The organism is Streptomyces sp. NPDC036822, from assembly GCF_055609145.1.
Map to the genome: position 1 here is coordinate 333,507 of NZ_JBVJPY010000007.1, position 23,532 is coordinate 357,038.

General features: G+C 70.8%; 19 protein-coding genes. 16 read left to right on the top strand and 3 right to left on the bottom strand.

The features are described 5' to 3' along the window. Nucleotides 1-80 precede the first annotated feature (80 nt). The 4 genes from secD (at nt 81) to ACZ68P_RS19625 (ending at nt 6,181) form a co-directional block, all read left to right on the top strand. Nucleotides 81-1,853, top strand: coding sequence for a protein translocase subunit SecD (secD, locus tag ACZ68P_RS19610; protein WP_471007691.1), 1,773 nt, complete (start codon nt 81-83; stop codon nt 1,851-1,853). Between the two features lies 1 nt (nt 1,854). Then, complete coding sequence (gene secF / locus ACZ68P_RS19615; RefSeq protein WP_471007692.1) at nt 1,855-2,958, top strand: protein translocase subunit SecF; 1,104 nt, start codon at nt 1,855-1,857, stop codon at nt 2,956-2,958. Next, nucleotides 2,955-3,506, top strand: coding sequence for an adenine phosphoribosyltransferase (locus ACZ68P_RS19620; RefSeq protein ID WP_471007694.1), 552 nt, complete (start codon nt 2,955-2,957; stop codon nt 3,504-3,506). The genes secF and ACZ68P_RS19620 overlap by 4 nt, the downstream gene beginning before the upstream one ends. Before the next feature lie 203 nt (nt 3,507-3,709). Next, nucleotides 3,710-6,181, top strand: a complete 2,472-nt coding sequence (locus tag ACZ68P_RS19625; protein WP_471007696.1) for a RelA/SpoT family protein — start codon at nt 3,710-3,712, stop codon at nt 6,179-6,181. 88 nt (nt 6,182-6,269) lie between these two features. Here the strand turns inward: ACZ68P_RS19625 and ACZ68P_RS19630 are convergent, their stop codons facing one another. Both ACZ68P_RS19630 and ACZ68P_RS19635 read right to left on the bottom strand, forming a co-directional pair. Beyond that, a complete protein-coding gene (locus tag ACZ68P_RS19630; RefSeq protein ID WP_471007698.1) occupies nt 6,270-7,499 on the bottom strand; it encodes a DUF349 domain-containing protein in 1,230 nt (409 codons plus the stop codon). A 186-nt stretch (nt 7,500-7,685) separates the two neighbouring features. After that, nucleotides 7,686-8,474: a peptidylprolyl isomerase gene (locus tag ACZ68P_RS19635; RefSeq protein ID WP_471007701.1), complete on the bottom strand. Its 789-nt coding sequence runs from the start codon at nt 8,472-8,474 to the stop codon at nt 7,686-7,688. A gap of 152 nt (nt 8,475-8,626) precedes the next feature. Between ACZ68P_RS19635 and ACZ68P_RS19640 the strand changes: the two genes are divergently transcribed. The 5 genes from ACZ68P_RS19640 (at nt 8,627) to rpsD (ending at nt 13,769) form a co-directional block, all read left to right on the top strand. Beyond that, entirely contained in the window at nt 8,627-9,343 is a 717-nt protein-coding gene (locus ACZ68P_RS19640) for an MBL fold metallo-hydrolase (protein ID WP_471007703.1), read from the top strand. 10 nt (nt 9,344-9,353) lie between these two features. Beyond that, nucleotides 9,354-10,616, top strand: coding sequence for a histidine--tRNA ligase (gene hisS / locus ACZ68P_RS19645; protein ID WP_471007704.1), 1,263 nt, complete (start codon nt 9,354-9,356; stop codon nt 10,614-10,616). A gap of 163 nt (nt 10,617-10,779) precedes the next feature. After that, nucleotides 10,780-11,388 (top strand): vitamin K epoxide reductase family protein, encoded by a 609-nt coding sequence (locus ACZ68P_RS19650; RefSeq protein ID WP_365721220.1) that lies wholly within the window; start codon nt 10,780-10,782, stop codon nt 11,386-11,388. A gap of 60 nt (nt 11,389-11,448) precedes the next feature. Further along, nucleotides 11,449-12,801 (top strand): replication-associated recombination protein A, encoded by a 1,353-nt coding sequence (locus tag ACZ68P_RS19655; RefSeq protein ID WP_471007706.1) that lies wholly within the window; start codon nt 11,449-11,451, stop codon nt 12,799-12,801. Nucleotides 12,802-13,154: 353 nt separating this feature from the next. Then, the gene (gene rpsD, locus ACZ68P_RS19660) at nt 13,155-13,769 is read left to right on the top strand and encodes a 30S ribosomal protein S4 (RefSeq protein WP_365721216.1); all 615 of its coding nucleotides are present in this window, start codon (nt 13,155-13,157) and stop codon (nt 13,767-13,769) included. 34 nt (nt 13,770-13,803) lie between these two features. Here rpsD and ACZ68P_RS19665 read toward each other — a convergent pair whose 3' ends face one another. Next, nucleotides 13,804-15,975 (bottom strand): ATP-binding protein, encoded by a 2,172-nt coding sequence (locus ACZ68P_RS19665; protein WP_471007707.1) that lies wholly within the window; start codon nt 15,973-15,975, stop codon nt 13,804-13,806. A gap of 159 nt (nt 15,976-16,134) precedes the next feature. Between ACZ68P_RS19665 and ACZ68P_RS19670 the strand changes: the two genes are divergently transcribed. The 7 genes from ACZ68P_RS19670 to aroC form a co-directional block, all read left to right on the top strand. Further along, nucleotides 16,135-16,575 carry a DUF948 domain-containing protein gene (locus ACZ68P_RS19670; RefSeq protein ID WP_365721212.1) on the top strand — a complete coding sequence of 147 codons (441 nt, stop codon included), beginning with the start codon at nt 16,135-16,137 and terminating at the stop codon, nt 16,573-16,575. A 6-nt stretch (nt 16,576-16,581) separates the two neighbouring features. Next, nucleotides 16,582-16,935 (top strand): DUF6167 family protein, encoded by a 354-nt coding sequence (locus tag ACZ68P_RS19675; RefSeq protein WP_471007709.1) that lies wholly within the window; start codon nt 16,582-16,584, stop codon nt 16,933-16,935. Further along, complete coding sequence (gene alaS, locus ACZ68P_RS19680; protein ID WP_471007711.1) at nt 16,935-19,604, top strand: alanine--tRNA ligase; 2,670 nt, start codon at nt 16,935-16,937, stop codon at nt 19,602-19,604. Before ACZ68P_RS19675 ends, alaS begins: the two co-directional genes overlap by 1 nt. Next, nucleotides 19,604-20,068 carry a Holliday junction resolvase RuvX gene (gene ruvX / locus ACZ68P_RS19685; RefSeq protein ID WP_365721206.1) on the top strand — a complete coding sequence of 155 codons (465 nt, stop codon included), beginning with the start codon at nt 19,604-19,606 and terminating at the stop codon, nt 20,066-20,068. The genes alaS and ruvX overlap by 1 nt, the downstream gene beginning before the upstream one ends. A gap of 101 nt (nt 20,069-20,169) precedes the next feature. After that, nucleotides 20,170-21,876 (top strand): endolytic transglycosylase MltG, encoded by a 1,707-nt coding sequence (gene mltG, locus ACZ68P_RS19690; protein WP_471007712.1) that lies wholly within the window; start codon nt 20,170-20,172, stop codon nt 21,874-21,876. Then, nucleotides 21,876-22,703: a shikimate dehydrogenase gene (locus tag ACZ68P_RS19695; RefSeq protein WP_471007713.1), complete on the top strand. Its 828-nt coding sequence runs from the start codon at nt 21,876-21,878 to the stop codon at nt 22,701-22,703. Before mltG ends, ACZ68P_RS19695 begins: the two co-directional genes overlap by 1 nt. A 203-nt stretch (nt 22,704-22,906) precedes the next feature. Continuing rightward, nucleotides 22,907-23,532 (top strand): chorismate synthase (gene aroC / locus ACZ68P_RS19700; protein WP_471007714.1); only part of this gene is annotated, 626 nt, incomplete at its 3' end.

A 23,532-nucleotide genomic window follows, 5' to 3' on the forward strand; every position in this document is an offset into this window, starting at 1 on the left:
CGGGGGCAGGTCCCCACACACACTTCGTGGCCGTACGCGCACACCCGGCGCGGAACGGTTGGACAGGGAGAAACGACAAGGTGGCAGCACCGAAGAAGGGCCGAAGGCCGGCGGGGGGACAGGGGAGGCCGGGGCGTGCCCTGGCACTGATCCTGATCGCCATGGTCGCGCTCACGGGCGGTATGTTCTGGTCGGGTCACACCACGCCGCGTCTGGGCATCGACCTGGCGGGCGGAACCTCGATCACGCTGAAGGCCGAGGCCGAGCCCGGCAAGGAAGACGCCGTCAACGAGACCAACATGAACACCGCGGTCGGCATCATCGAGCGTCGTGTCAACGGTCTGGGTGTCTCCGAGGCCGAGGTCCAGACGCAGGGCCGCGAGAACATCATCGTCAACATCCCCAAGGGTGTCGACGAGAAGGACGCGCGTGAGCAGGTCGGTACCACCGCCCAGCTCTACTTCCGGCCGGTCCTGACCTACGCGCCCTCCGAGCAGCCGGCGCCGAACCCCAGCCCGTCGACCACCGCTCCCAAGCCCACGGCCTCCGGGTCGACGGCGGACAAGGGCAAGGACGAGGGCAAGAAGGACGAGAAGACGGCCACCCCGTCGTCGAGTGCCTCCACCCAGGGCCGCGCGGTCTCCGAGGCCCTCAAGGCCCCGAGCCCGACCCCGACGCCGAGCGGCTCCGCCTCCGGCAAGCCCGACCCGGCCGCGACGCCGCAGCCGTCGCAGACGCCGGACGCCGCGACCTCCGCGCTCGAGAAGAAGTTCACCGCACTGAACTGCCTCGACGCCAAGCAGCGCAGCGCCGCCAACAAGAACACCAAGCCGGCCGACACCATCGTCGCCTGCGGCAAGAACTCCATCGGGCAGTGGGAGAAGTACATCCTCGGCCCCGCCGAGGTGGACGGCAAGGACGTCGACGAGGCCCAGGGCGTCTTCGACCAGCAGCGCGGCATGTGGATCGTCAACATGGAGTTCACGGACAGTGGCTCCAAGAAGTTCCAGAAGATCACCAGCAAGCTGTCGACGCAGCAGGAGCCGCAGAACCAGTTCGCGATCGTCCTGGACGGCGAGGTCGTCTCGGCCCCGTCGGTGCGCACCGCGCTGAGCGCCAACGCCGAGATCTCCGGCAGCTTCACCCAGAAGTCCGCGCAGGACCTGGGCAACATCCTGTCGTACGGCGCGCTCCCGCTCTCCTTCGACACCCAGAGCGTCACGACCGTGACCGCCGCGCTCGGTGGTGACCAGCTGGAGGCCGGTCTGATCGCCGGTGCGATCGGCCTGGCCCTGGTCGTCATCTACCTCGTGGTCTACTACCGCGGCCTGTCGCTCATCGCCCTGCTCAGCCTTCTGGCCTCGGCGATCCTGACGTACGTGATCATGGCCCTGCTCGGCCCGGCCATCGGCTTCGCGCTGAACCTGCCGGCCGTCTGTGGCGCGATCGTGGCCATCGGTATCACCGCGGACTCGTTCATCGTCTACTTCGAACGCATCCGTGACGAGATCCGCGAGGGCCGCTCGCTGCGCCCGGCCGTGGAGCGTGCCTGGCCCCGTGCCCGTCGCACGATCCTGGTCTCCGACTTCGTGTCGTTCCTCGCCGCCGCCGTGCTGTTCCTCGTGACCGTCGGCAAGGTCCAGGGCTTCGCGTTCACGCTCGGCCTGACCACCCTGCTCGACGTGGTCGTGGTGTTCCTCTTCACCAAGCCGGTCATGACGCTCCTCGCGCGCACCAAGTTCTTCGGCGAGGGCCACGCATGGTCCGGCTTGGACCCGAAGCGGCTCGGCGCCAAGCCTCCGCTGCGACGTTCCCGCCGTGTCTCCGCCCCCACCGACCCGAAGGAGGCGTGAGATGTCGAAGCTCGGCACTCTCGGCGCCCGGCTCCACCGAGGTGAGGTCGGTTACGACTTCATCGGCAACCGCAAGATCTGGTACGGCCTGTCCATCCTCATCACCATCACGGCCATCGTCGGCCTGGCGGTGCGGGGCCTGAACATGGGCATCGAGTTCCAGGGCGGTGCCGTCTTCACCACCCCGAAGGCGTCCGCCTCGGTCTCGCAGGTGCAGGAGTACGCGGAAGAGGCCTCCGGCCACGACGCGATCGTCCAGGAGCTCGGCAACGGCTCCATGCGTATCCAGGTCGGCGGCCTCGACACCGCGCAGTCCGACAAGGTCCGCACGGAGCTGGCCCAGGACATGGGCGTCGCCGAGGAGAAGATCGCCGCCGAGCTGGTCGGACCCAGCTGGGGCGAACAGATCGCCACCAAGGCGTGGACCGGACTCGCGGTCTTCATGATCCTGGTGGTGATCTATCTGGCCATCGCCTTCGAGTGGCGCATGGCCGTCGCCGCGCTGATCGCGCTGATCCACGACATCACGATCACCGTCGGCATCTACTCACTCGTGGGCTTCGAGGTCACGGTCGGTACGGTGATCGGTCTGCTGACCATCCTCGGTTACTCGCTCTACGACACCGTGGTGGTCTTCGACTCCCTCAAGGAGGGCACGAAGGGGATCACCAAGCAGACGCGGTGGACCTACAGCGAGATCGCCAACCGCTCGATCAACGGCACCCTGGTCCGTTCGATCAACACCACCGTCGTCGCGCTGCTGCCGGTCGCCGGTCTGCTCTTCATCGGTGGCGGCGTCCTCGGCGCCGGCATGCTGAACGACATCTCGCTGTCGCTCTTCGTCGGCCTCGCCGCCGGTGCGTACTCCTCGATCTTCATCGCCACGCCGCTCGTCGCCGACCTCAAGGAGCGCGAGCCGTCGATCAAGGCGCTGAAGAAGCGGATCATCGCCAAGCGGGCCGCCGCGGCAGCCAAGGGCGAGTCCCTGGAGGCGGACGACGCCACCGAGGAGGGCCACGGCCACGACGGCTTCGAGGACGTGGCGGAGACCGCCGTCGTCGGACAGCGTTCGCGCCGCGGCCGCCCCACGGAGCGCCGCGGATGACCGCGCAGGCCCCGGACACCACCGGTCTGCTCCTCAGCCGGATCAGGGACGTCCCCGACTACCCGAAGCCGGGCGTGCTGTTCAAGGACATCACCCCGCTGCTCGCGGACCCGGAGGCGTTCACCGCGCTCACCGACACCCTCGCTACGCTGTGCACCACGCACGGCGCGACGAAGGTCGTCGGTCTGGAGGCACGCGGCTTCATCCTCGCCGCGCCGGTCGCGGTCCGCGCGGGCCTGGGCTTCATCCCGGTCCGCAAGGCCGGCAAGCTGCCCGGCGCCACGCTGAAGCAGGCGTACGAGCTGGAGTACGGCACCGCCGAGATCGAGGTGCACGCCGAGGACCTCCTGCCCGGTGACCGGGTCATGGTCATCGACGACGTGCTCGCCACCGGTGGCACCGCCGAGGCCGCGCTGGAGCTCATCCGGCGGGCCGGGGCCGAGGTCGCGGGTGTCGCGGTCCTCATGGAGCTCGGCTTCCTCGCCGGGCGTGCCCGGCTGGAGCCCGCCCTGCGCGGCGCTCCTCTGGAGGCGCTGATCACGGTCTGACGCCGTGGACGTGTACGGAGCGGGGCGCTCCGGGGGAATCCCCGGAGCGCCCCGCCTGTTTTCCCGGTATGTCCCGGAAAGGGACCCCCGCCGGGGGTGGCGGTGCCCGCACCCGCCCCACGCGTGAGCACCGCGGCTCCCGGCTCGATACCATGGGCTTTCCGGGCCTGTCCGGGGGACCCGGTACCGCACGAGGAGCGCTCTTGCCAGACGAGGCCCAGCCACTCTCCGCAGCGCAGCCCGACCAGCAGGCCGACAAGGCCGCGGCGGGCCCCGCCACGCCCCAGCCCGAGCCCGCGGAGAGCAGCCCCTCGCCCGTGGCCCCGGCACCGGCCCCGCCGTCCGCGTCCCGGCCCGTGCCCCCCGCTCCGGCCCGCTCCGGCGGCTCGTCCAACCGCGTGCGCGCCCGCCTCGCCCGCCTGGGCGTCCAGCGCTCCTCCCCGTACAACCCGGTCCTGGAGCCGCTGCTGCGGATCGTCCGCTCCAACGACCCCAAGATCGAGACGGCGACGCTCCGCCAGGTCGAGCGGGCCTACCAGGTCGCCGAGCGCTGGCACCGCGGCCAGAAGCGCAAGAGCGGCGACCCGTACATCACGCACCCGCTCGCCGTCACCACCATCCTCGCCGAGCTGGGCATGGACCCGGCGACGCTGATGGCCGGTCTGCTGCACGACACCGTCGAGGACACCGAGTACGGCCTGGACACGCTGCGCCGGGACTTCGGCGACCAGGTCGCCCTGCTCGTCGACGGCGTCACCAAGCTGGACAAGGTCAAGTTCGGCGAGGCCGCGCAGGCCGAGACCGTCCGCAAGATGGTCGTCGCCATGGCCAAGGACCCCCGCGTCCTGGTCATCAAGCTCGCCGACCGGCTGCACAACATGCGCACCATGCGCTATCTCAAGCGGGAGAAGCAGGAGAAGAAGGCCCGCGAGACCCTCGAGATCTACGCGCCCCTGGCCCACCGCCTGGGCATGAACACCATCAAGTGGGAGCTCGAGGACCTCGCCTTCGCGATCCTCTACCCCAAGATGTACGACGAGATCGTCCGCCTCGTCGCCGAGCGCGCCCCCAAGCGCGACGAGTACCTCGCGATAGTGACCGACGAGGTGCAGTCGGACCTGCGCGCCGCCCGCATCAAGGCCACCGTCACCGGCCGGCCCAAGCACTACTACAGCGTCTACCAGAAGATGATCGTCCGCGGCCGTGACTTCGCGGAGATCTACGACCTGGTCGGCATCCGTGTCCTCGTCGACACCGTCCGCGACTGCTACGCCGCACTCGGCACCGTCCACGCGCGATGGAACCCGGTCCCCGGCCGGTTCAAGGACTACATCGCGATGCCGAAGTTCAACATGTACCAGTCGCTCCACACGACGGTCATCGGGCCCAACGGCAAGCCCGTCGAGCTGCAGATCCGTACGTTCGACATGCACCGCCGGGCCGAGTACGGCATCGCCGCGCACTGGAAGTACAAGCAGGAGGCCGTCGCCGGTGCCTCCAAGGTGCGCGCCGACATGCCGAAGAAGACCGGCAAGGACGACCACCTCAACGACATGGCGTGGCTGCGCCAGCTGCTGGACTGGCAGAAGGAGACCGAGGACCCCAGCGAGTTCCTGGAGTCCCTGCGCTTCGACCTCTCCCGCAACGAGGTCTTCGTCTTCACCCCCAAGGGCGACGTCATAGCACTGCCCGCCGGGGCGACCCCCGTCGACTTCTCCTACGCCGTCCACACCGAGGTCGGCCACCGCACCATAGGCGCGCGGGTCAACGGGCGGCTCGTACCGCTCGAATCGACGCTGGACAACGGCGACCTGGTCGAGGTCTTCACCTCCAAGGCGGCGGGCGCGGGACCGTCCCGCGACTGGCTCGGCTTCGTCAAGTCGCCGCGGGCCCGCAACAAGATCCGCGCCTGGTTCTCCAAGGAGCGCCGGGACGAGGCGATCGAGCAGGGCAAGGACGCCATCGCGCGGGCCATGCGCAAGCAGAACCTGCCGATCCAGCGCATCCTGACCGGCGACTCGCTCGTCACCCTCGCCCACGAGATGCGCTACAGCGACATCTCCTCGCTGTACGCGGCGATCGGCGAAGGCCATGTCACCGCGCAGTCCATCGTGCAGAAGCTCGTCCAGGCCCTCGGCGGCGAGGAGGCCGCCAACGAGGACCTCGTCGAGACCGCCCCGCCCTCGCGCGGCCGGGCCAAGCGCCGCTCCAGCGCCGACCCCGGTGTGGTGGTCAAGGGCGTCGACGACGTCTGGGTCAAGCTGGCCCGCTGCTGCACGCCCGTCCCCGGCGACCCGATCATCGGCTTCGTCACCCGGGGCAGCGGGGTGTCGGTGCACCGCAGCGACTGCCTCAACGTCGACTCGCTCTCCCGTGAGCCGGAGCGCATCCTCGAGGTCGAGTGGGCGCCCACCCAGTCCTCGGTGTTCCTGGTCGCCATCCAGGTCGAGGCCCTGGACCGCTCCCGGCTCCTGTCGGACGTGACGCGGGTCCTGTCGGACCAGCACGTCAACATCCTCTCGGCGGCCGTCCAGACCTCCCGGGACCGGGTGGCCACCTCGCGCTTCACCTTCGAGATGGGCGACCCCAAGCACCTCGGACACGTCCTGAAGGCCGTACGGGGCGTGGAGGGCGTCTACGACGTCTACCGGGTCACCTCGGCCCGCAGGCCCTGACGGGGACCCTCCGGCATACGGGAAAGGGCCCCGCCACCCGTGAGGGTGCCGGGGCCCTTTCGCGTGTCCGTACGCGGCAGGAGCCGGCTCAGCCGCCGAACTCGTGCAGGCCCTTCAGAGCCTGGTCGAGCAGGGCCTGGCGGCCCTCCAGCTCACGCGCCAGCTTGTCGGCCCTGGCGTCGTTGCCCGACGCGCGGGCCGCGTCGATCTGCTTCTGCAGCTTGTCGACCGCGTCCTGCAGCTGACCGGTCAGACCCGCGGCACGTGCGCGTGCCTCCGGGTTCGTCCGGCGCCACTCCGACTCCTCGGCCTCGCCGATCGCCCGCTCCACCGCGTGCATCCGGCCCTCGACCTTCGGGCGGGCGTCGCGCGGCACGTGGCCGATGGCCTCCCAGCGCTCGTTGAGGGAGCGGAAGGCGGCGCGGGCCGCCTTCAGGTCCGTCACCGGCACCAGCTTCTCGGCCTCGGCGGCGAGCTCCTCCTTCAGCTTGAGGTTCTCGGTCTGCTCCGCGTCCCGCTCGGCGAAGACCTCGCCGCGCGCCGCGAAGAACACGTCCTGGGCGCCGCGGAAGCGGTTCCACAGGTCGTCCTCGTGCTCGCGCTGGGCGCGGCCCGCCGCCTTCCACTCCGTCATCAGCTCGCGGTACCGCGCGGCCGTCCCACCCCAGTCGGTGGAGTTCGACAGCGACTCGGCCTCCGCGACCAGCTTCTCCTTGGCCTTGCGGGCCTCCTCGCGCTGCGCGTCCAGCGAGGCGAAGTGCGCCTTGCGGCGCTTGGAGAACGCCGAGCGGGCGTGCGAGAAGCGGTGCCACAGCTCGTCGTCGGACTTCCGGTCGAGCCTCGGCAGGCCCTTCCAGGTGTCCACGAGCGCCCGCAGCCGCTCACCGGCCGAGCGCCACTGCTCGCTCTGCGCCAGCTCCTCGGCCTCCTTGACCAGAGCCTCCTTGGCGCCGCGCGCCTCGTCGGTCTGCTTGGCCTTCTGGACCTTGCGCTCCTCGCGGCGCGACTCCACCGTCTCGACCAGCTTGTCGAGCCGCGTGCTCAGTGCGGCGAGGTCGCCCACGACGTGATGCTCGTCCACCTGCTTGCGGATGTGATCGATCGCCGCCGTCGCGTCCTTGGCCGAGAGGTCGGTCGTCCTCACCCGCTTCTCGAGGAGGCCGATCTCGACAACCAAGCCCTCGTACTTGCGCTCGAAGTAGGCCAGTGCCTCCTCGGGAGTACCGGCCTGCCACGATCCGACGACCTTCTCGCCCTCGGCAGTACGCACGTACACGGTGCCCGTCTCGTCGACGCGGCCCCACGGGTCGCTGCTCACAGCGCCTCCTCCACATGATGCCGACGAGGGGGTTGTGCCCCCTGGGCATCGTCCACAGTTTCCGGGGGCGGGCAGCGCCCGCCCTGCACAACGCCAATCTAGGCGACCGGTCGCCCGGCTGTCCGCACTCAGCGCGACCGAAATTGAACGGTCACGCCTCGGCTCGCGCCTCCTGCTCTTCCCGCGTCACTCCTTGGTGACGGTGGCCTTCGCGATGGTGACGGCCTTCTTGGGAGCACCGTCCTTGGCACCGCCCTCGACGCCGCTCTTCGCGACCTCCTCGACGGCCTTCAGGCCGGCCGCGTCCATCGTGCCGAAGGGGGTGTAGGTCGGGGGCAGCTTGGTGTCCTTGTAGACCAGGAAGAACTGGCTGCCGCCGGAGCCCGGCTGGCCGGTGTTGGCCATGGCGACGGTTCCGGCCGGGAACGTCACCGAGCCGTCCGCGCCCGCCTTGCCCAGCGCGGTCAGGTTCTCGTCCGGGATGTTGTAGCCCGGGCCGCCCGTGCCGTCGCCCTTCGGGTCGCCGCACTGGAGGACGAAGATGCCCTCGGTGGTGAGGCGGTGGCACTTCGTACCGTCGAAGTACTTCTTGTCCGCGAGGTGCTTGAAGGAGTTCACCGTCCGCGGGGTCTTCGCCGCGTCCATCGTGATGCGGACGTTGCCCTGGTTCGTGTTCAGGGCCATCGTGTACGTGCCCTTCTTCTCGATGGCCATGGCCGGCTCCGGCGCCTTCGACTCGCTCTGCGAGGGCGTCGGGGTGGTGTCGCCCGGAGCCGCGGCGTCGCTGCCCTTCTTCTCCCCGTCGCTCAGCGCGACCGAGGCGTACACCGCGCCGCCGGCGGCCAGCACCACGGCGAGGGCGGCCGCGATGACGGTGTTGCGGCGCCGCGCCTTCTGCTGCGCCAGGCGCCGCTGCTGCTGGCGCACGTACTTCTCCCGGGCGAGCTGCCGCCGCCGCTGATCGCTGCTGACCACCGGGTCTGCTCCTTGTAGGTCGTCTGTTCCAGTCCTGGCCGGATGTGCCCGTACCGTATACGGGTTGGCTGTGGAATACGCAGCGCCGGTAGGCTCTGATCTGCCACTTCCACCCGTCGCATCCCTGTGCCGGACGACAATTAAGGACGATCGTGCTGATTGCCGGGTTCCCCGCCGGGGCCTGGGGGACCAACTGCTACCTGGTCGCCCCCGCCGCAGGCGAGGAGTGCGTGATCATCGACCCCGGCCACCAGGCCGCCCAGGGAGTCGAGGAGACGCTCAAGAAGCATCGGCTCAAGCCCGTCGCGGTGGTCCTCACCCATGGCCACATCGACCACGTCGCCTCCGTCGTCCCCGTCTGCGGCGCCCATGACGTACCCGCGTGGATCCACCCCGCCGACCGGTACATGATGAGCGACCCGGAGAAGGCCCTCGGCCGCTCCGTCGGGATGCCCCTCATGGGCGAGCTGACCGTGGGCGAGCCGGACGACGTGCACGAACTCGCCGACGGCGCGAAGCTGGACCTCGCCGGACTCGAGTTCTCCGTCGCGCACGCGCCCGGTCATACCAAGGGGTCGGTGACCTTCCGGATGCCCCCGGCCGCGGACATCCCGTCCGTGTTCTTCTCCGGGGATCTGCTCTTCGCCGGCTCCATCGGACGCACCGACCTGCCCGGCGGTGACATGGACGAGATGCTCGAATCGCTGGCCCGCGTGTGCCTGCCGCTCGACAACTCGACCGTGGTGCTGTCGGGACACGGTCCCCAGACGACCATCGGCCAGGAGCGCGCCACCAACCCGTACCTGCGGGACATGGCCATCGGCCGCGCGGAACGCGGCAGCGCGCAGGCTCCCCGACGAGGAATGTGACGAGATCCACGTGAGCACTTTCAAGGCCCCCAAGGGCACCTTCGACCTCATCCCGCCGTACTCCGCCACGTACCTGGCCGTCCGCGACGCCATCTCCGGCCCGCTGCGGAAGTCCGGCTACGGCTATGTGGAGACCCCCGGATTCGAGGACGTCGACCTCTTCGCCCGCGGTGTCGGCGAGTCCACCGACATCGTGACCAAGGAGATGTACACCCTCACCACGAAGGGCGGAGCCAACCTCGCGCTGCGCCCCGAGGGCACCGCCTCCGTGCTGCGCGCGGCCCTCGAGGCCAACATGCACAAGGCCGGCGGCCTGCCGGTCAAGCTCTGGTACTCCGGCTCGTACTACCGCTACGAGCGCCCGCAGAAGGGCCGCTACCGCCACTTCTCGCAGGTCGGCGCCGAGGCCATCGGAGCCGAGGACCCCGCGCTCGACGCCGAGCTGATCATCCTCGCCGACCAGGCGTACCGCTCGCTCGGACTGCGGAACTTCCGCATCCTGCTGAACTCGCTCGGCGACAAGGAGTGCCGCCCCGTCTACCGCGAGGCGCTCCAGGGCTTCCTGCGCGGCCTCGACCTCGACGAGGAGACCCGCCGCCGCATCGAGATCAACCCGCTGCGCGTGCTCGACGACAAGCGGGCCGACGTCCAGAAGCAGCTGGTCGGCGCGCCCTCGCTCGCCGACCACCTCTGTGACGCCTGCAAGGCGTACCACTCCGAGGTGCGGGAGCTGCTCACGGCCGCCGGCGTGGTCTTCGAGGACGACGAGAAGCTCGTCCGCGGCCTCGACTACTACACCCGGACGACCTTCGAGTTCGTCCACGACGGCCTCGGCTCGCAGTCCGCGGTGGGCGGCGGCGGTCGCTACGACGGCCTCTCCGAGATGATCGGCGGCCCCGCGCTCCCGTCCGTGGGCTGGGCCCTCGGCGTGGACCGCACCGTCCTGGCCCTGGAGGCCGAGGGCATCGAGCTGGACATCCCGCCGGCCACCAGCGTCTTCGCCGTCCCGCTGGGCGAGGAGGCGCGCCGCGTCCTGTTCGGTCTCGTCACCGAGCTGCGCAAGGCGGGCGTCGCCACCGACTTCGGCTACGGCGCGAAGGGCCTGAAGAGCCACATGAAGAACGCCAACCGGTCCGGTGCCCGGTACGCCCTCGTGGCCGGCGAGCGGGACCTGGCGGAGGGCGTCGTGCAGCTCAAGGACATGGAGTCCGGCGAGCAGGATCCGGTCGCCCTCGACAAGGTGATCGCGCACCTCCAGGCGAAGCTGGCCTGATCCGCCGACGTGCGCGACGAGGGGCCCGGGCCGCCGGAGAGCGGCCGGGCCCCTCTCGCGTGCGTACGGTCCGTTCGTCCTTATGTCCACCGAACGGCGTGTGCGGGGCCGCGTGCGGCAGAATGACCTTGCCCAGAGCCCAGCGAACGACGGAAACGGCGATATGACGACAGCAGCGGTGGAGCGCGACGGCGGCACGATCGGCGCGAGCCGCGCCTTCGCCTGGATGCTGGTGATCACGGGCGCGGCCGGGGTGCTCGCCGCCTGGGTCATCACGATCGACAAGTTCAAGCTGCTCGAGGACCCGAACTTCACCCCGGGGTGCAGCCTCAACCCGATCGTCTCCTGCGGCAACATCATGAAGAGCGAGCAGGCGTCGGTCTTCGGCTTCCCCAACCCCCTGCTGGGCCTGGTCACCTACGCCATGGTCGTCGCGATCGGCCTCGCCCTCCTGGCAGGCGCCCGCTACCGCCGCTGGTACTGGCTCGGCCTGAACGCCGGCACCCTGTTCGGCGTCGGGTTCTGCACCTGGCTGATGTACCAGTCGCTGTACGAGATCAACAGCCTCTGCCTGTGGTGCTGCCTGGCCTGGGTCGCCACCATCGTCATGTTCTGGTACGTGACCTCGCACAACGTCCGCCACGGCGTCATCCCGGCCCCCGGCGCCCTGCGGACCTTCTTCGACGAGTTCACCTGGGTCCTGCCCGTCCTGCACATCGGGATCATCGGCATGCTGATCCTGACCCGCTGGTGGGACTTCTGGACCGGCTGAGACCGGCGGACGGCGACCGTCCCGGCGGCGTTGTCGGTGGCGTGACCTAGGCTTCATGACGTGGAGCCCGACCTCTTTACCGCAGCCGCCGAAGAACGCCAGGAGAAGGACCCGTCCAGCAGCCCCCTGGCCGTCCGGATGCGCCCGCGCGTCCTCGACGAGGTCCTCGGCCAGCAGCATCTGCTGAAGCCGGGGTCCCCGCTGCGCCGGCTCGTGGGCGAGGGCGGCGGAGGCCCCGCCGGCGCCTCCTCGGTCATCCTCTGGGGCCCTCCCGGCATCGGCAAGACCACCCTCGCGTACGTCGTCTCCAAGGCGACCAACAAGCGCTTCGTGGAGCTGTCCGCCATCACCGCGGGCGTCAAGGAGGTCCGGGCGGTCATCGAGGGGGCCCGCCGCGCGGCCGGGGGCTACGGCAAGGAGACCGTCCTCTTCCTCGACGAGATCCACCGCTTCTCCAAGGCCCAGCAGGACTCGCTGCTCCCCGCCGTGGAGAACCGCTGGGTAACGCTGATCGCGGCGACGACGGAGAACCCGTACTTCTCGATCATCTCCCCGCTGCTCTCCCGCTCGCTGCTCCTCACCCTCGAATCGCTCACCGACGACGACCTTCGCGCTCTGCTGAAGCGGGCCCTGACCGAGGACCGGGGACTCGGCGGCGCGGTCACGCTGCCCGAGGACGCCGAGGCGCACCTGCTGCGGATCGCCGGAGGCGACGCGCGCCGGGCGCTGACCGCCCTGGAGGCGGCGGCCGGCGCGGCCCTCGCCAAGGGCGAGCCGGAGATCACCCTCCAGACGGTCGAGGAGACCGTCGACCGCGCCGCGGTGACGTACGACCGGGACGGCGACCAGCACTACGACGTGGCGAGCGCGCTGATCAAGTCGATCCGGGGCTCCGACGTGGACGCGGCCCTGCACTATCTGGCGCGCATGATCGAGGCGGGGGAGGACCCCCGGTTCATCGCGCGGCGCCTGATGATCTCGGCGAGTGAGGACATCGGGCTCGCCGATCCGACCGCCCTTCCGACGGCCGTGGCGGCCGCCCAGGCCGTCGCCATGATCGGTTTCCCCGAGGCCGCGCTGACCCTGTCGCACGCCACGATCGCCCTCGCCCTGGCCCCGAAGTCGAACGCCGCGACCCTGGCGATCTCCGCGGCCCAGGCGGACGTGCGTAACGGCCTGGCGGGTGCGGTCCCCGCCCATCTGCGCGACGGCCACTACAAGGGCGCGGCCAAACTGGGCCATGCCCAGGGATACGTCTACCCGCACGACGTCCCCGGCGGCATCGCGGCCCAGCAGTACGCCCCGGACGCGGTCCACGGCAAGCGCTACTACGAACCGACGAGATACGGCGCCGAGGCGCGGTACGCGGACGTGGTGGAGAAGGTGCGGGAGCGGCTGCGCGGCGACGCCTGACGGCGGGCCCCGGGCGCGTGCACGGCGCCCCGGCCGACCCGGTACACTCGTGCGGAGTGCTGCGTCCCGTGTCCGGCTTCGGTCGGCGCCACCAGAACGGGACAGGCAGCCGGAGGCCCGCCTCGAGTGAGTCTCCAGGAGTGTCGCGCACCTTCGAAGGTGTCGCGGGCAACCCATCACCTCCCCGGAATCCCGGGACCAGGCGATGGGCCGTTCGTGTGCTGCACGTAGTGCCCAGACCAGGGAGCGGCTGCCCGGTCGGTCCTCACGGACCGCGCGGGTTTCCCCGGCTGCGGATGCGACCTCCTCTAACCCTGGTGAAGCCGTATTCGTACAGATAGAGAGGTTGGTTCATGCCGAACCAGTCCCGTCCCAAGGTCAAGAAGTCGCGTGCCCTCGGCATCGCGCTGACCCCCAAGGCCGTCAAGTACTTCGAGGCCCGCCCCTACCCGCCGGGCGAGCACGGCCGTGGCCGCAAGCAGAACTCGGACTACAAGGTCCGTCTGCTCGAGAAGCAGCGTCTGCGCGCCCAGTACGACATCAGCGAGCGCCAGATGGCGCGCGCCTACGACCGTGCCAAGAAGGCCGAGGGCAAGACGGGCGAGGCGCTGGTCGTCGAGCTCGAGCGTCGCCTCGACGCCCTGGTCCTGCGTTCGGGCATCGCCCGCACCATCTACCAGGCCCGCCAGATGGTCGTGCACGGTCACATCCAGGTCAACGGCACCAAGGTCGACAAGCCGTCGTTCCGCGTCCGTCCCGACGACGTCGTGATGGTCCGCGAGCGCTCCCGCGAGAAGCCCCTGTTCCAGGTGGCCCGCGAGGGTGGCTTCGCCGCCGACGGTGAGACCCCGCGCTACCTGCAGGTCAACCTGAAGGCCCTGGCCTTCCGCCTCGACCGTGACCCGAACCGCAAGGAAATCCCGGTCATCTGCGACGAGCAGCTGGTCGTCGAGTACTACGCCCGCTGATCCAGCGGTCGTCGTACCGCGCACTCCGCGGTTCTCAGCCCGCCGCTTCCCCGCCCTTCCGGGTGGGGGAGTCGGCGGGCTTCCGCATTCCCGGGAGGCTCCGGCGCTGCGGACGGGCGGACTTTTCCGCCGGGGCCGGCCCCGACCCCGGATGCCGGCGCTCGGCGAGCGCCCGGGCCACCGTCGCCTCGAGCGACAGCCCCCGGCCCTCCCGTACGGACGCTCCGTAGCGCTCAGGGCCCAGCAGTTCGCCGGCCTGCCGCTCGCACAGCGCCCGCGGCCCGCCGAACGCCCCCGACCCGAACAGCCGCAGCCCCACCGAGTCCCACACCGGCAGGGTCGCCCCCTGCAGCACCGCCGCCTCCTCGGGATCGCCCTCGCCCGCCGTCACCAGCGCCAGCAGTTCGAGGGCGAGGACCAGCCCCACCAGGTCGTGGAAGGCGTGGTTGATGGTGACGCACTCGGCGAGCAGCTTCCGCGCCTCGCCGTGGGCGCCCCGGGTCCAGGCCGCGTACGCCAGCACATAGAGCGCGTACGCCCGGGTCCAGCGCTCCCCGCGCTCCTCGCAGATCTCCCGGACCTCGGCGCACAGCGCGACCGCGCCCTCCAGATCACCCTGGAAGACCCGTGCCATCGCCAGCTCGACCTGCGCCATCAGCACACTGCTGTTCAGCTCGCCCAGCCTCCGGTACGCCTCCAGAGCCGTGCCGATCAGCTCCTCGGCACGGACCATGTCGTCCGAGAGGAGCGCCAGGCAGCCCATCCGGTGGGTGGCGTACGCCTCCGCCAGCGCGTCGCCCGTACGCCGGGCCCGCTCGCCGCACTCGTGCAGCGCCGCCACCGCCGCCGTGCCGTCCCCCTGCAGGACCGCCACGTATCCGAGCACCCACAGCGCCTTCAGCCCGGCGCCGGGCGGCTCCGAGCGCTCCGGGCCGAGCGCCAGCGCCCGGTCCAGCCAGTGCCGGCCCTCCGACAGGCGCCCGCACCCCACCCAGCAGAACCAGAGCGTTCCCGCCAGGTGCCGGGCCAGATGCGCCTCGCCCGGCAGTTCCAGGCACAGTTCGAGGGCCGCCCGCAGATTGGGCAGCGCCGCCTCCGTGCTCGCCGCCACCTCGGCCTGCCGCGGACTGAACCACTCCAGCTCGCACCAGGTGGCGAGCCCCATGTACCAGTCGCGATGCCGCCGCCGCATGCGCTCGGTGTCGTCGAGGGCCGCCAGCCACTCCGCCCCGTACGCGGCGACCGTGTCCAGCATCCGGTAGCGCGGGCCCGCCGGTCCGTCCTCGCGGGTGAGCAGCGACTGGGCGAGCAGACCGCCCAGGGCGTCCATGACCCGCTCCGGGGCGAGTTCGGGGCCGCCGCAGACGTACTCCACCGCCTCCAGGTCGAAGGGCCCGGCGAAGACCGAGAGCCGTGCCCAGAGCAGCCGCTCCTCGGGGGTGCACAGCTCGTGGCTCCAGCCGATCGCCGTGCGCAGCGTCCGGTGGCGCGGCAGCGAGCCGCGCGTCCCGTCCGTGAGCAGCCGGAAACGGTCGTCGAGCCGGTGCAGCACCTGCTCCACCGTGAGCAGCGGGATCCTGGCGGCCGCCAGCTCCAGGGCCAGCGGAATCCCGTCGAGCCGCCGGCACAGCCGCCGCACGGCGGAGGCGTCGTCCGGCCCGCCCCGGGCCGGCACCGCGCCGGCCGAGGCCGCGGCCCGCTCCTCGAAGAGCGCCACCGCGTCGGCGTCGTCCATCGGCGCCAGGGCGAGGACCGCCTCCCCGTCGAGCCGCAGCGGACGGCGGCCCGCCGCGAGGACGCTCAGGCCGGGACAGCGCAGCAGCAACTCCCGTACCAGCAGGGCGCATTCCTCGACGAGGTGCTCGAAACCGTCGAGGACCAGCAGCAGCCGGCGCTCCGCCAGATGCTCGATCAGGACCTCGCGCGGCGCGCGGAGGGTGTGGTCGGTCAGGCCCAGCGCCTCGACGAGGGAGTGGGCCACCAGGTCCGGGTCGCGCAGCGCCGCCAGCTCGGCGAGCCACACCCCGTCGGCGTAGCGTTTCTGCTCGGTCGACGCGGTCCGCAGCGCCAGCCGGGTCTTGCCGACGCCCCCCACCCCGACGACGCAGACCAGTCGGAACTCCTGCAGGAGCCGGGCCAGTTCGTCCCGCTCGCCGGTCCGTCCGACGAACCGGTTCAACTCCGCCGGGAGATTGCTCCTTCGCATGGGACACGGAGCGTACCCATCCGGGCGCACTCCGTACAATCGGATCGCGCGAGTCCGCGCCCGGGGGCAGGGAATCCGGTACGGGGAAAGACCGCGGGCGCGATAGGGTCGGAGAACGACTTTTCGCAAGGGCCCAACGACAGCAGAGAGCGGTGCGGAGTGACCGGTGGAGAGGTTGCCGGGATTCTGGTGGCCGTGTTCTGGGCGATCCTCGTCTCCTTCCTCGCCGTGGTGCTGGTGAGACTGGCGCAGACGCTCAAGGCCACCACCAAGCTCGTGGCGGACGTGACCGAGCAGGCCGTCCCGTTGCTCGCCGACGCCTCGGCGACCGTCCGGTCGGCGCAGACCCAGCTCGACCGGGTCGACGCGATCGCCTCGGACGTCCAGGAGGTCACCTCCAACGCCTCGGCACTCTCCACGACCGTCGCCTCCACCTTCGGTGGCCCGCTGGTCAAGGTCGCGGCCTTCGGCTACGGCGTGCGCAGGGCGCTCGGCCGCGGCCGTGACGACGCGCCCCCGGCGCCGGAGGGCCGCTCGCGCCGTACCGTGATCGTCGGCCGCACCGTGCCGTCCGCGAGGCGCCGGAAGCAGAAAGGCTGAGCCCCGATGTTCCGCCGTACGTTCTGGTTCACCGCCGGCGCCGCAGCCGGCGTGTGGGCCACCACCAAGGTCAACCGGAAGCTCAAGCAGCTCACCCCCGAGAGCCTCGCCGCGCAGGCCGCGAACAAGGCGATCGAGACCGGGCACCGCCTCAAGGACTTCGCCCTCGACGTCAGGGCGGGCATGGTCCAGCGGGAGGCCGAACTGGGCGAGGCGCTCGGCATCGAGGCACCGGCGGACCACGAACTCCCCGGGCCGCGCCGCAGGGCCGCGCTCGATCCCACCGCGCCGACGGCGCGCCCGAGCACGAACACGTATCCCCACCCCACGATCCCGTACAACCGGAATGAGGACCACTGATGGAGTCGGCTGAAATCCGCCGCCGCTGGCTGAGCTTCTTCGAGGAGCGCGGTCACACCGTCGTCCCTTCGGCGTCGCTCATCGCGGACGACCCGACTCTGCTGCTCGTCCCCGCCGGCATGGTGCCCTTCAAGCCCTACTTCCTGGGTGAGGTGAAGCCGCCGTTCGCGCGCGCCTCCAGCGTGCAGAAGTGCGTGCGGACGCCGGACATCGAAGAGGTCGGCAAGACCACCCGCCACGGCACGTTCTTCCAGATGTGCGGCAACTTCTCCTTCGGCGACTACTTCAAGGAAGGCGCCATCAAGCTGGCCTGGGAGCTGCTGACCACCTCGGTGGAGCACGGCGGCTACGGCCTCGACCCGGAGAAGCTCTGGATCACCGTCTACCAGGAGGACGACGAGGCCGAGCAGATCTGGCGCGACGTCGTCGGCGTCCCGGCCGAGCGCATCCAGCGCCTCGGCAAGAAGGACAACTACTGGTCGATGGGCGTCCCCGGCCCCTGCGGCCCCTGTTCCGAGATCAACTACGACCGCGGTCCGGACTTCGGCGTCGAAGGCGGCCCGGCCGTCAACGACGAGCGCTACGTGGAGATCTGGAACCTGGTCTTCATGCAGTACGAGCGCGGCGAGGGCACCTCCAAGGAGGACTTCGAGATCCTCGGTGACCTCCCCTCGAAGAACATCGACACCGGCCTCGGTCTCGAGCGCCTGGCGATGATCCTCCAGGGCGTGCAGAACATGTACGAGACCGACACCCTCAAGGTCGTCATCGACAAGGCCACGCAGCTCACCGGCGTCGCCTACGGCAAGAGCCACGACAGCGACGTCTCGCTGCGCGTGGTGGCCGACCACATGCGGACGTCCGTGATGCTGATCGGTGACGGCGTCACCCCGGGCAACGAGGGTCGCGGCTACGTCCTGCGCCGCATCATGCGCCGTGCCGTCCGCAACATGCGTCTGCTGGGCGCCACCGGGCCGGTCGTGCGGGACCTCGTCGACGTCGTGATCGACACGATGGGCGAGCAGTACCCGGAGCTGGTCACCGACCGCAAGCGCGTCGAGACCGTCGCCCTCGCCGAGGAGGCCGCGTTCCTCAAGGCCCTCAAGGGCGGCACCAACATCCTCGACACCGCCGTCACGGAGACCAAGGCCGTCGGCGGCACCGTCCTCGCCGGCGACAAGGCGTTCCTGCTCCACGACACCTGGGGCTTCCCGATCGACCTCACCCTGGAGATGGCCGCCGAACAGGGCCTCTCCGTGGACGAGGCCGGGTTCCGCCGCCTGATGCAGGAGCAGCGCGAGCGCGCCAAGGCCGACGCCAAGGCCAAGAAGACCGGCCACGCCGACGTCACCGCCTACCGCGAGATCGCCGACACCAACGGCACCACCGAGTTCACCGGCTACACCAACACCGAGGGCGAGACCACGGTCGTCGGTCTGCTGGTCAACGGAGTGCCGTCGCCCGCCGCCACCGAGGGCGACGACGTCGAGGTCGTCCTCGACCGCACGCCGTTCTACGCCGAAGGCGGCGGCCAGCTCGCCGACCAGGGCCGCATCCGGCTGCACAGCGGTGCCGTCATCGAGGTCCGCGACGTACAGCAGCCGGTCCCGGGTGTCTCCGTGCACAAGGGCTCGGTGCAGGTCGGCGAGGTGACGGTCGGATCCACGGCCTACGCCACCATCGACATCCGGCGCCGCCGGGCCATCGCCCGCGCCCACAGCGCCACCCACCTCACCCACCAGGCGCTGCGCGACGCCCTGGGCCCGACGGCCGCCCAGGCCGGTTCGGAGAACTCCCCGGGCCGCTTCCGCTTCGACTTCGGCTCGCCGAACGCCGTGCCCGGGACCGTCCTGACGGACGTCGAGCAGAAGATCAACGAGGTCCTCGCCCGGGAACTCGACGTCCACGCCGAGGTCATGTCCATCGACGAGGCCAAGCGGCAGGGCGCCATCGCCGAGTTCGGGGAGAAGTACGGCGAGCGGGTCCGCGTGGTGACCATCGGCGACTTCTCCAAGGAGCTCTGCGGCGGTACGCACGTCCACAACACCGCCCAGCTGGGTCTGGTGAAGCTGCTCGGCGAGTCCTCGATCGGCAGCGGCGTGCGTCGTGTCGAGGCCCTCGTCGGCGTCGACGCGTACAACTTCCTGGCCAAGGAGCACACGGTCGTCGCCCAGCTGCAGGAGCTGGTCAAGGGCCGCTCCGACGAGCTGCCGGAGAAGATCTCCGCCATGCTCGGCAAGCTGAAGGACGCCGAGAAGGAGATCGAGAAGTTCCGCGCGGAGAAGGTCCTGCAGGCCGCCGCCGGTCTCGTCGCCGGTGCCAAGGACGTCCGGGGCGTCGCCCTGGTCACCGGCCAGGTCCCCGACGGCACCTCCGCCGACGACCTGCGCCGGCTGGTGCTCGACGTCCGCGGCCGCATCCCCGGCGACCGCCCGGCGGTCGTGGCCCTGTTCACCACGGCCAACGGACGCCCGCTGACGGTCATCGCCACCAACGAGGCGGCCCGTGAGCGCGGCCTCAAGGCCGGCGAGCTGGTCCGTACGGCCGCCAAGACCCTCGGTGGCGGCGGCGGCGGCAAGCCGGACGTCGCCCAGGGCGGCGGCCAGAACCCGCAGGCCATCGGTGACGCCATCGACGCCGTCGAGCGCATGGTCGGGGAAACCGCCTGATGCGACGCGGCCGTCGTCTCGCGATCGATGTCGGGGACGCCCGGATCGGGGTCGCCTCGTGCGACCCCGACGGGGTCCTCGCCACGCCGGTGGAGACCGTGCCGGGACGTGACGTCCCGGCCGCCCACCGCCGGCTGCGTCTGATCGTCGAGGAGTACGAACCCATCGAGATCGTGGTCGGCCTGCCTCGCTCCCTCTCCGGGGGCGAGGGGCCGGCCGCGGCCAAGGTCCGCCGCTTCGCCCAGGAGCTCGCGCGGGGGATCGCCCCCGTGCCGGTGCGCCTGGTCGACGAGCGGATGACCACCGTGAGCGCGACGCAGGGACTGCGGGCCTCCGGCGTGAACGCGAAGAAGGGGCGGTCCGTCATCGATCAGGCCGCCGCTGTGATCATCCTTCAGAACGCTCTCGAGTCCGAACGGGTATCAGGTAATCCGCCCGGCGAGGGCGTCGAAGTGGTCATCTGATCGCGATACGGTAACGTTCCGCGCGATGCGGCGGTGTTCGAACAGCTGCCGCACTACGAGGGGCGGACCGTCCGGGCGCCTCGCGGCTGTTTTGGGGATCGATGACTGAGTATGGCCGGAGCCCCGGCTCCGAACCGTGGCACCCCACGGACCCGCTGTACGGGGACCAGGGGTGGGAAGGCCAGCAGCAGTACCCGCAGCAGGCGCAGTACGGCCACCAGGACCCTTACGGGCAGGGGCAGGGCGTACAGGGCGGAGGCCAGGACGGCCAGTACTACGACCCCCAGTACCAGCAGCCGTACCACCAGGAGCAGCCGCAGCACCCCCAGGCGCCTCAGCAGTACAACGATCAGCAGTATGTCGATCAGACCTACGGCGGCCAGTCGCAGGGGTACGACACGCCCGGGTATCCCGCACAGCAGTACGACGCGAACTGGGAGACCGGTCAGGCGGCCATGCCGTACGGCTCCACTCCCGCCGATCCGTACGGCGGTCAGGACCCCGACCTCTACCGCACCCCCGAGGCGTACCCGCCGCCGCAGCCCCCGGGCCGGCGCCAGGGCCCCCCGGAGCCGGTGACGGACTGGGACGCGGAGGCCCAGGAAGAGGAGAAGCATCCCTTCTTCGCCGGTGACGACGACCCCGAGGACGACGAGGAGGCGGCCGGCGGCCGCTCCTCCCGAGGCGGTCGCGACCGGCGTGGCAAGGGAGGAAAGAGCGACAAGGGCCGGAAGGGCAAGAACGGCATCGCCTGCCTGGTCGTCGCCCTCGTCCTCGCGGGCGGTGTCGGCGGCGTCGGCTACTTCGGCTACCAGTTCTGGCAGGGCCAGTTCGGCGCCTCACCCGACTTCGCCGGCACGGGCAGCGGCTCGGTGCAGATCGAGATCCCCCGGGGCTCCGGCGGCTACGACATCGGCAACATCCTCAAGAAGGCGGGTGTCGTCAAGAGCGTCGACGCCTTCGTCTCGGCGCAGCAGAAGAACCCCAAGGGTCTGTCGATCCAGGCCGGCGTCTACACGCTGAAGAAGGAGATGTCGGCGGAGAGCGCCGTCGCCCTGCTGCTCAGCCCGGCGAGCCAGGCCAACTTCGTCATTCCCGAGGGCAGGCGCAACACCTGGGTCTACGACCAGATCGACAAGCGCCTCGACCTCGCGGCGGGCACGACCAAGGACATCGCCAAGGCCAAGGCGGACGACCTCGGACTGCCCGACTGGGCCAAGAACCACAAGGACGTCAAGGACCCGCTGGAGGGCTTCCTCTTCCCCGCGAGCTACCCGGTCGCCAAGGGCAACAAGCCCGAGGACGTCCTGCGCAAGATGGTGGCCCGCGCCAACCAGGAGTACGGGAAGCTCGACCTGGAAGCCAAGTCCAGGGCGCTCGGACTCAAGGGCCCGTGGGAACTCGTCACGGTCGCGAGCCTGGTCCAGGCCGAGGGCAAGACGCACGACGACTTCACCAAGATGGCCGAGGTCATCTACAACCGGCTCAGCCCGGAGAACAAGGAGACCTACCAGCTCCTCCAGTTCGACTCGTCGTACAACTACCTGATGGGCCAGAGCAAGATCAAGATCGGCCGCGACGAGATCAACAGCAACCCGGACCCGTACAACACGTACAAGCAGAAGGGCCTGACACCCGGGCCCATCGGCAACCCGGGAGCCGAGGCGCTGGTGGCCGCCCTGAATCCGACGAAGGACGGCTGGATGTACTTCGTCGCGACCGACGGCATGAGCAAGACCGAGTTCGCCAAGACGCTCGCCGAGCACGACCGGCTCGTCGAGAAGTTCAACGCCTCCGGGAGTGACTGATGTCCGCGACGCGACGGGCGGCCGTCCTCGGCTCGCCGATCGCCCACTCGCTCTCTCCGGTGCTCCACCGGGCGGCGTACGCCGCGCTGGGGCTCGGGGACTGGTCGTACGACCGCTTCGAGGTGGACGAGGCCGGACTCCCCGGCTTCGTCGCCGGCCTGGACGCGTCCTGGGCGGGTCTGTCGCTGACCATGCCGCTGAAGCGGGCGATCATCCCGCTGCTCGACGGGATCAGTGACACGGCGGCCTCGGTCGAGGCCGTGAACACGGTCGTCCTCACCGAGGACGGCCGCCGCATCGGCGACAACACCGACATCCCCGGCATGATCGCGGCCCTGCGGGAGCGGGGCGTCGAGAAGGTCGAGTCCGCGGCGATCCTCGGTGCGGGCGCCACCGCCTCCTCGGCCCTGGCCGCCCTCGCCAGGATCTGCGGCGGCCCCGTGACGGCGTACGTCCGCAGCGAGGCGCGCGCGGACGAGATGCGCGGCTGGGGCGAGCGGCTCGGCGTGGACGTCCGCACCGCGGCCTGGGACGACGCCGACCAGGCCTTCTCCGCACCGCTGGTCGTCGCGACCACCCCGGCCGGCACCACCGACGCCCTGGCCGCGGCCGTCCCCACCGTGGCCGGCACGCTCTTCGACGTCCTGTACGACCCGTGGCCGACCGCCCTCGCCGCGGCCTGGTCGGAGCGGGGCGGCAAGGTGGTCGGCGGCCTCGACCTCCTGGTCCACCAGGCCGTCCTCCAGGTCGAGCAGATGACGGGCGTCCCGTCGGCGCCGCTGGCCGCGATGCGGGCCGCGGGTGAACAGGCGCTGGCCGCCCGATAGATTCCGGGCCGGTCCGCCCGGCCGCACGGCGCCGTCCCGCCGTCGGGGATGGCGGGAAAGCGTCTTCGCCGATGAGACGGGCGTCCGATAGCTGGACCGGAGGCCTGTGGGGCCGTCGGGACGTGAAAGGATCGGGTACGGCGGGCCAGGCCGCGCACCCGGTCGCGCCGTCGCAGTGCCAGGCGCGAGCATGAGGAGCATCGTTGAGCAGGTTGCGTTGGCTGACCGCTGGGGAATCCCACGGACCCGCGCTGGTCGCGACGCTGGAGGGCCTTCCCGCCGGCGTCCCGGTCACCACGGAGCTGGTGGCGGAGCACCTCGCGCGGCGGCGCCTCGGCTATGGGCGCGGCGCCCGGATGAAGTTCGAGCAGGACGAGATCACCTTCCTCGGCGGGGTCCGCCACGGGCTCTCCCTCGGCTCCCCGCTGGCCGTCATGATCGGGAACACCGAGTGGCCGAAGTGGGAAAAGGTCATGTCGGCCGACCCGGTCGACCCGGCGGAGCTGAAGGAGACCGGCCGGAACGCGCCGCTGACCCGGCCGCGGCCGGGCCACGCGGACCTGGCCGGCATGCAGAAGTACGGCTTCGACGAGGCCCGGCCGATCCTGGAGCGCGCCAGCGCCCGGGAGACCGCGGCCCGCGTCGCCCTCGGCGCCGTCGCCCGCTCCTTCCTCAAGGAGGCCGCCGGCATCGAGATCGTCTCGCACGTGGTCGAGCTGGCCGCGGCGAAGGCTCCGTACGGCGTCTACCCGAAGCCGGGGGACGTCGAGAGGCTGGACGCCGATCCGGTGCGCTGCCTGGACGCGGACGCGTCGAAGGCGATGGTCGC

What these genes read in the sequence shown, in the direction of transcription:
- secF (WP_471007692.1), top strand. Translation starts at nt 1,855, where the DNA reads ATGTCGAAGCTCGGCACTCTCGGCGCCCGGCTCCACCGAGGTGAGGTC.
- alaS (WP_471007711.1), top strand. Translation starts at nt 16,935, where the DNA reads ATGGAGTCGGCTGAAATCCGCCGCCGCTGGCTGAGCTTCTTCGAGGAG.
- ACZ68P_RS19675 (WP_471007709.1), top strand. Translation starts at nt 16,582, where the DNA reads ATGTTCCGCCGTACGTTCTGGTTCACCGCCGGCGCCGCAGCCGGCGTG.
- mltG (WP_471007712.1), top strand. Translation starts at nt 20,170, where the DNA reads ATGACTGAGTATGGCCGGAGCCCCGGCTCCGAACCGTGGCACCCCACG.
- ACZ68P_RS19650 (WP_365721220.1), top strand. Translation starts at nt 10,780, where the DNA reads ATGACGACAGCAGCGGTGGAGCGCGACGGCGGCACGATCGGCGCGAGC.
- ruvX (WP_365721206.1), top strand. Translation starts at nt 19,604, where the DNA reads ATGCGACGCGGCCGTCGTCTCGCGATCGATGTCGGGGACGCCCGGATC.
- ACZ68P_RS19695 (WP_471007713.1), top strand. Translation starts at nt 21,876, where the DNA reads ATGTCCGCGACGCGACGGGCGGCCGTCCTCGGCTCGCCGATCGCCCAC.
- rpsD (WP_365721216.1), top strand. Translation starts at nt 13,155, where the DNA reads ATGCCGAACCAGTCCCGTCCCAAGGTCAAGAAGTCGCGTGCCCTCGGC.
- ACZ68P_RS19620 (WP_471007694.1), top strand. Translation starts at nt 2,955, where the DNA reads ATGACCGCGCAGGCCCCGGACACCACCGGTCTGCTCCTCAGCCGGATC.
- ACZ68P_RS19665 (WP_471007707.1), bottom strand. Translation starts at nt 15,975, where the DNA reads ATGCGAAGGAGCAATCTCCCGGCGGAGTTGAACCGGTTCGTCGGACGG.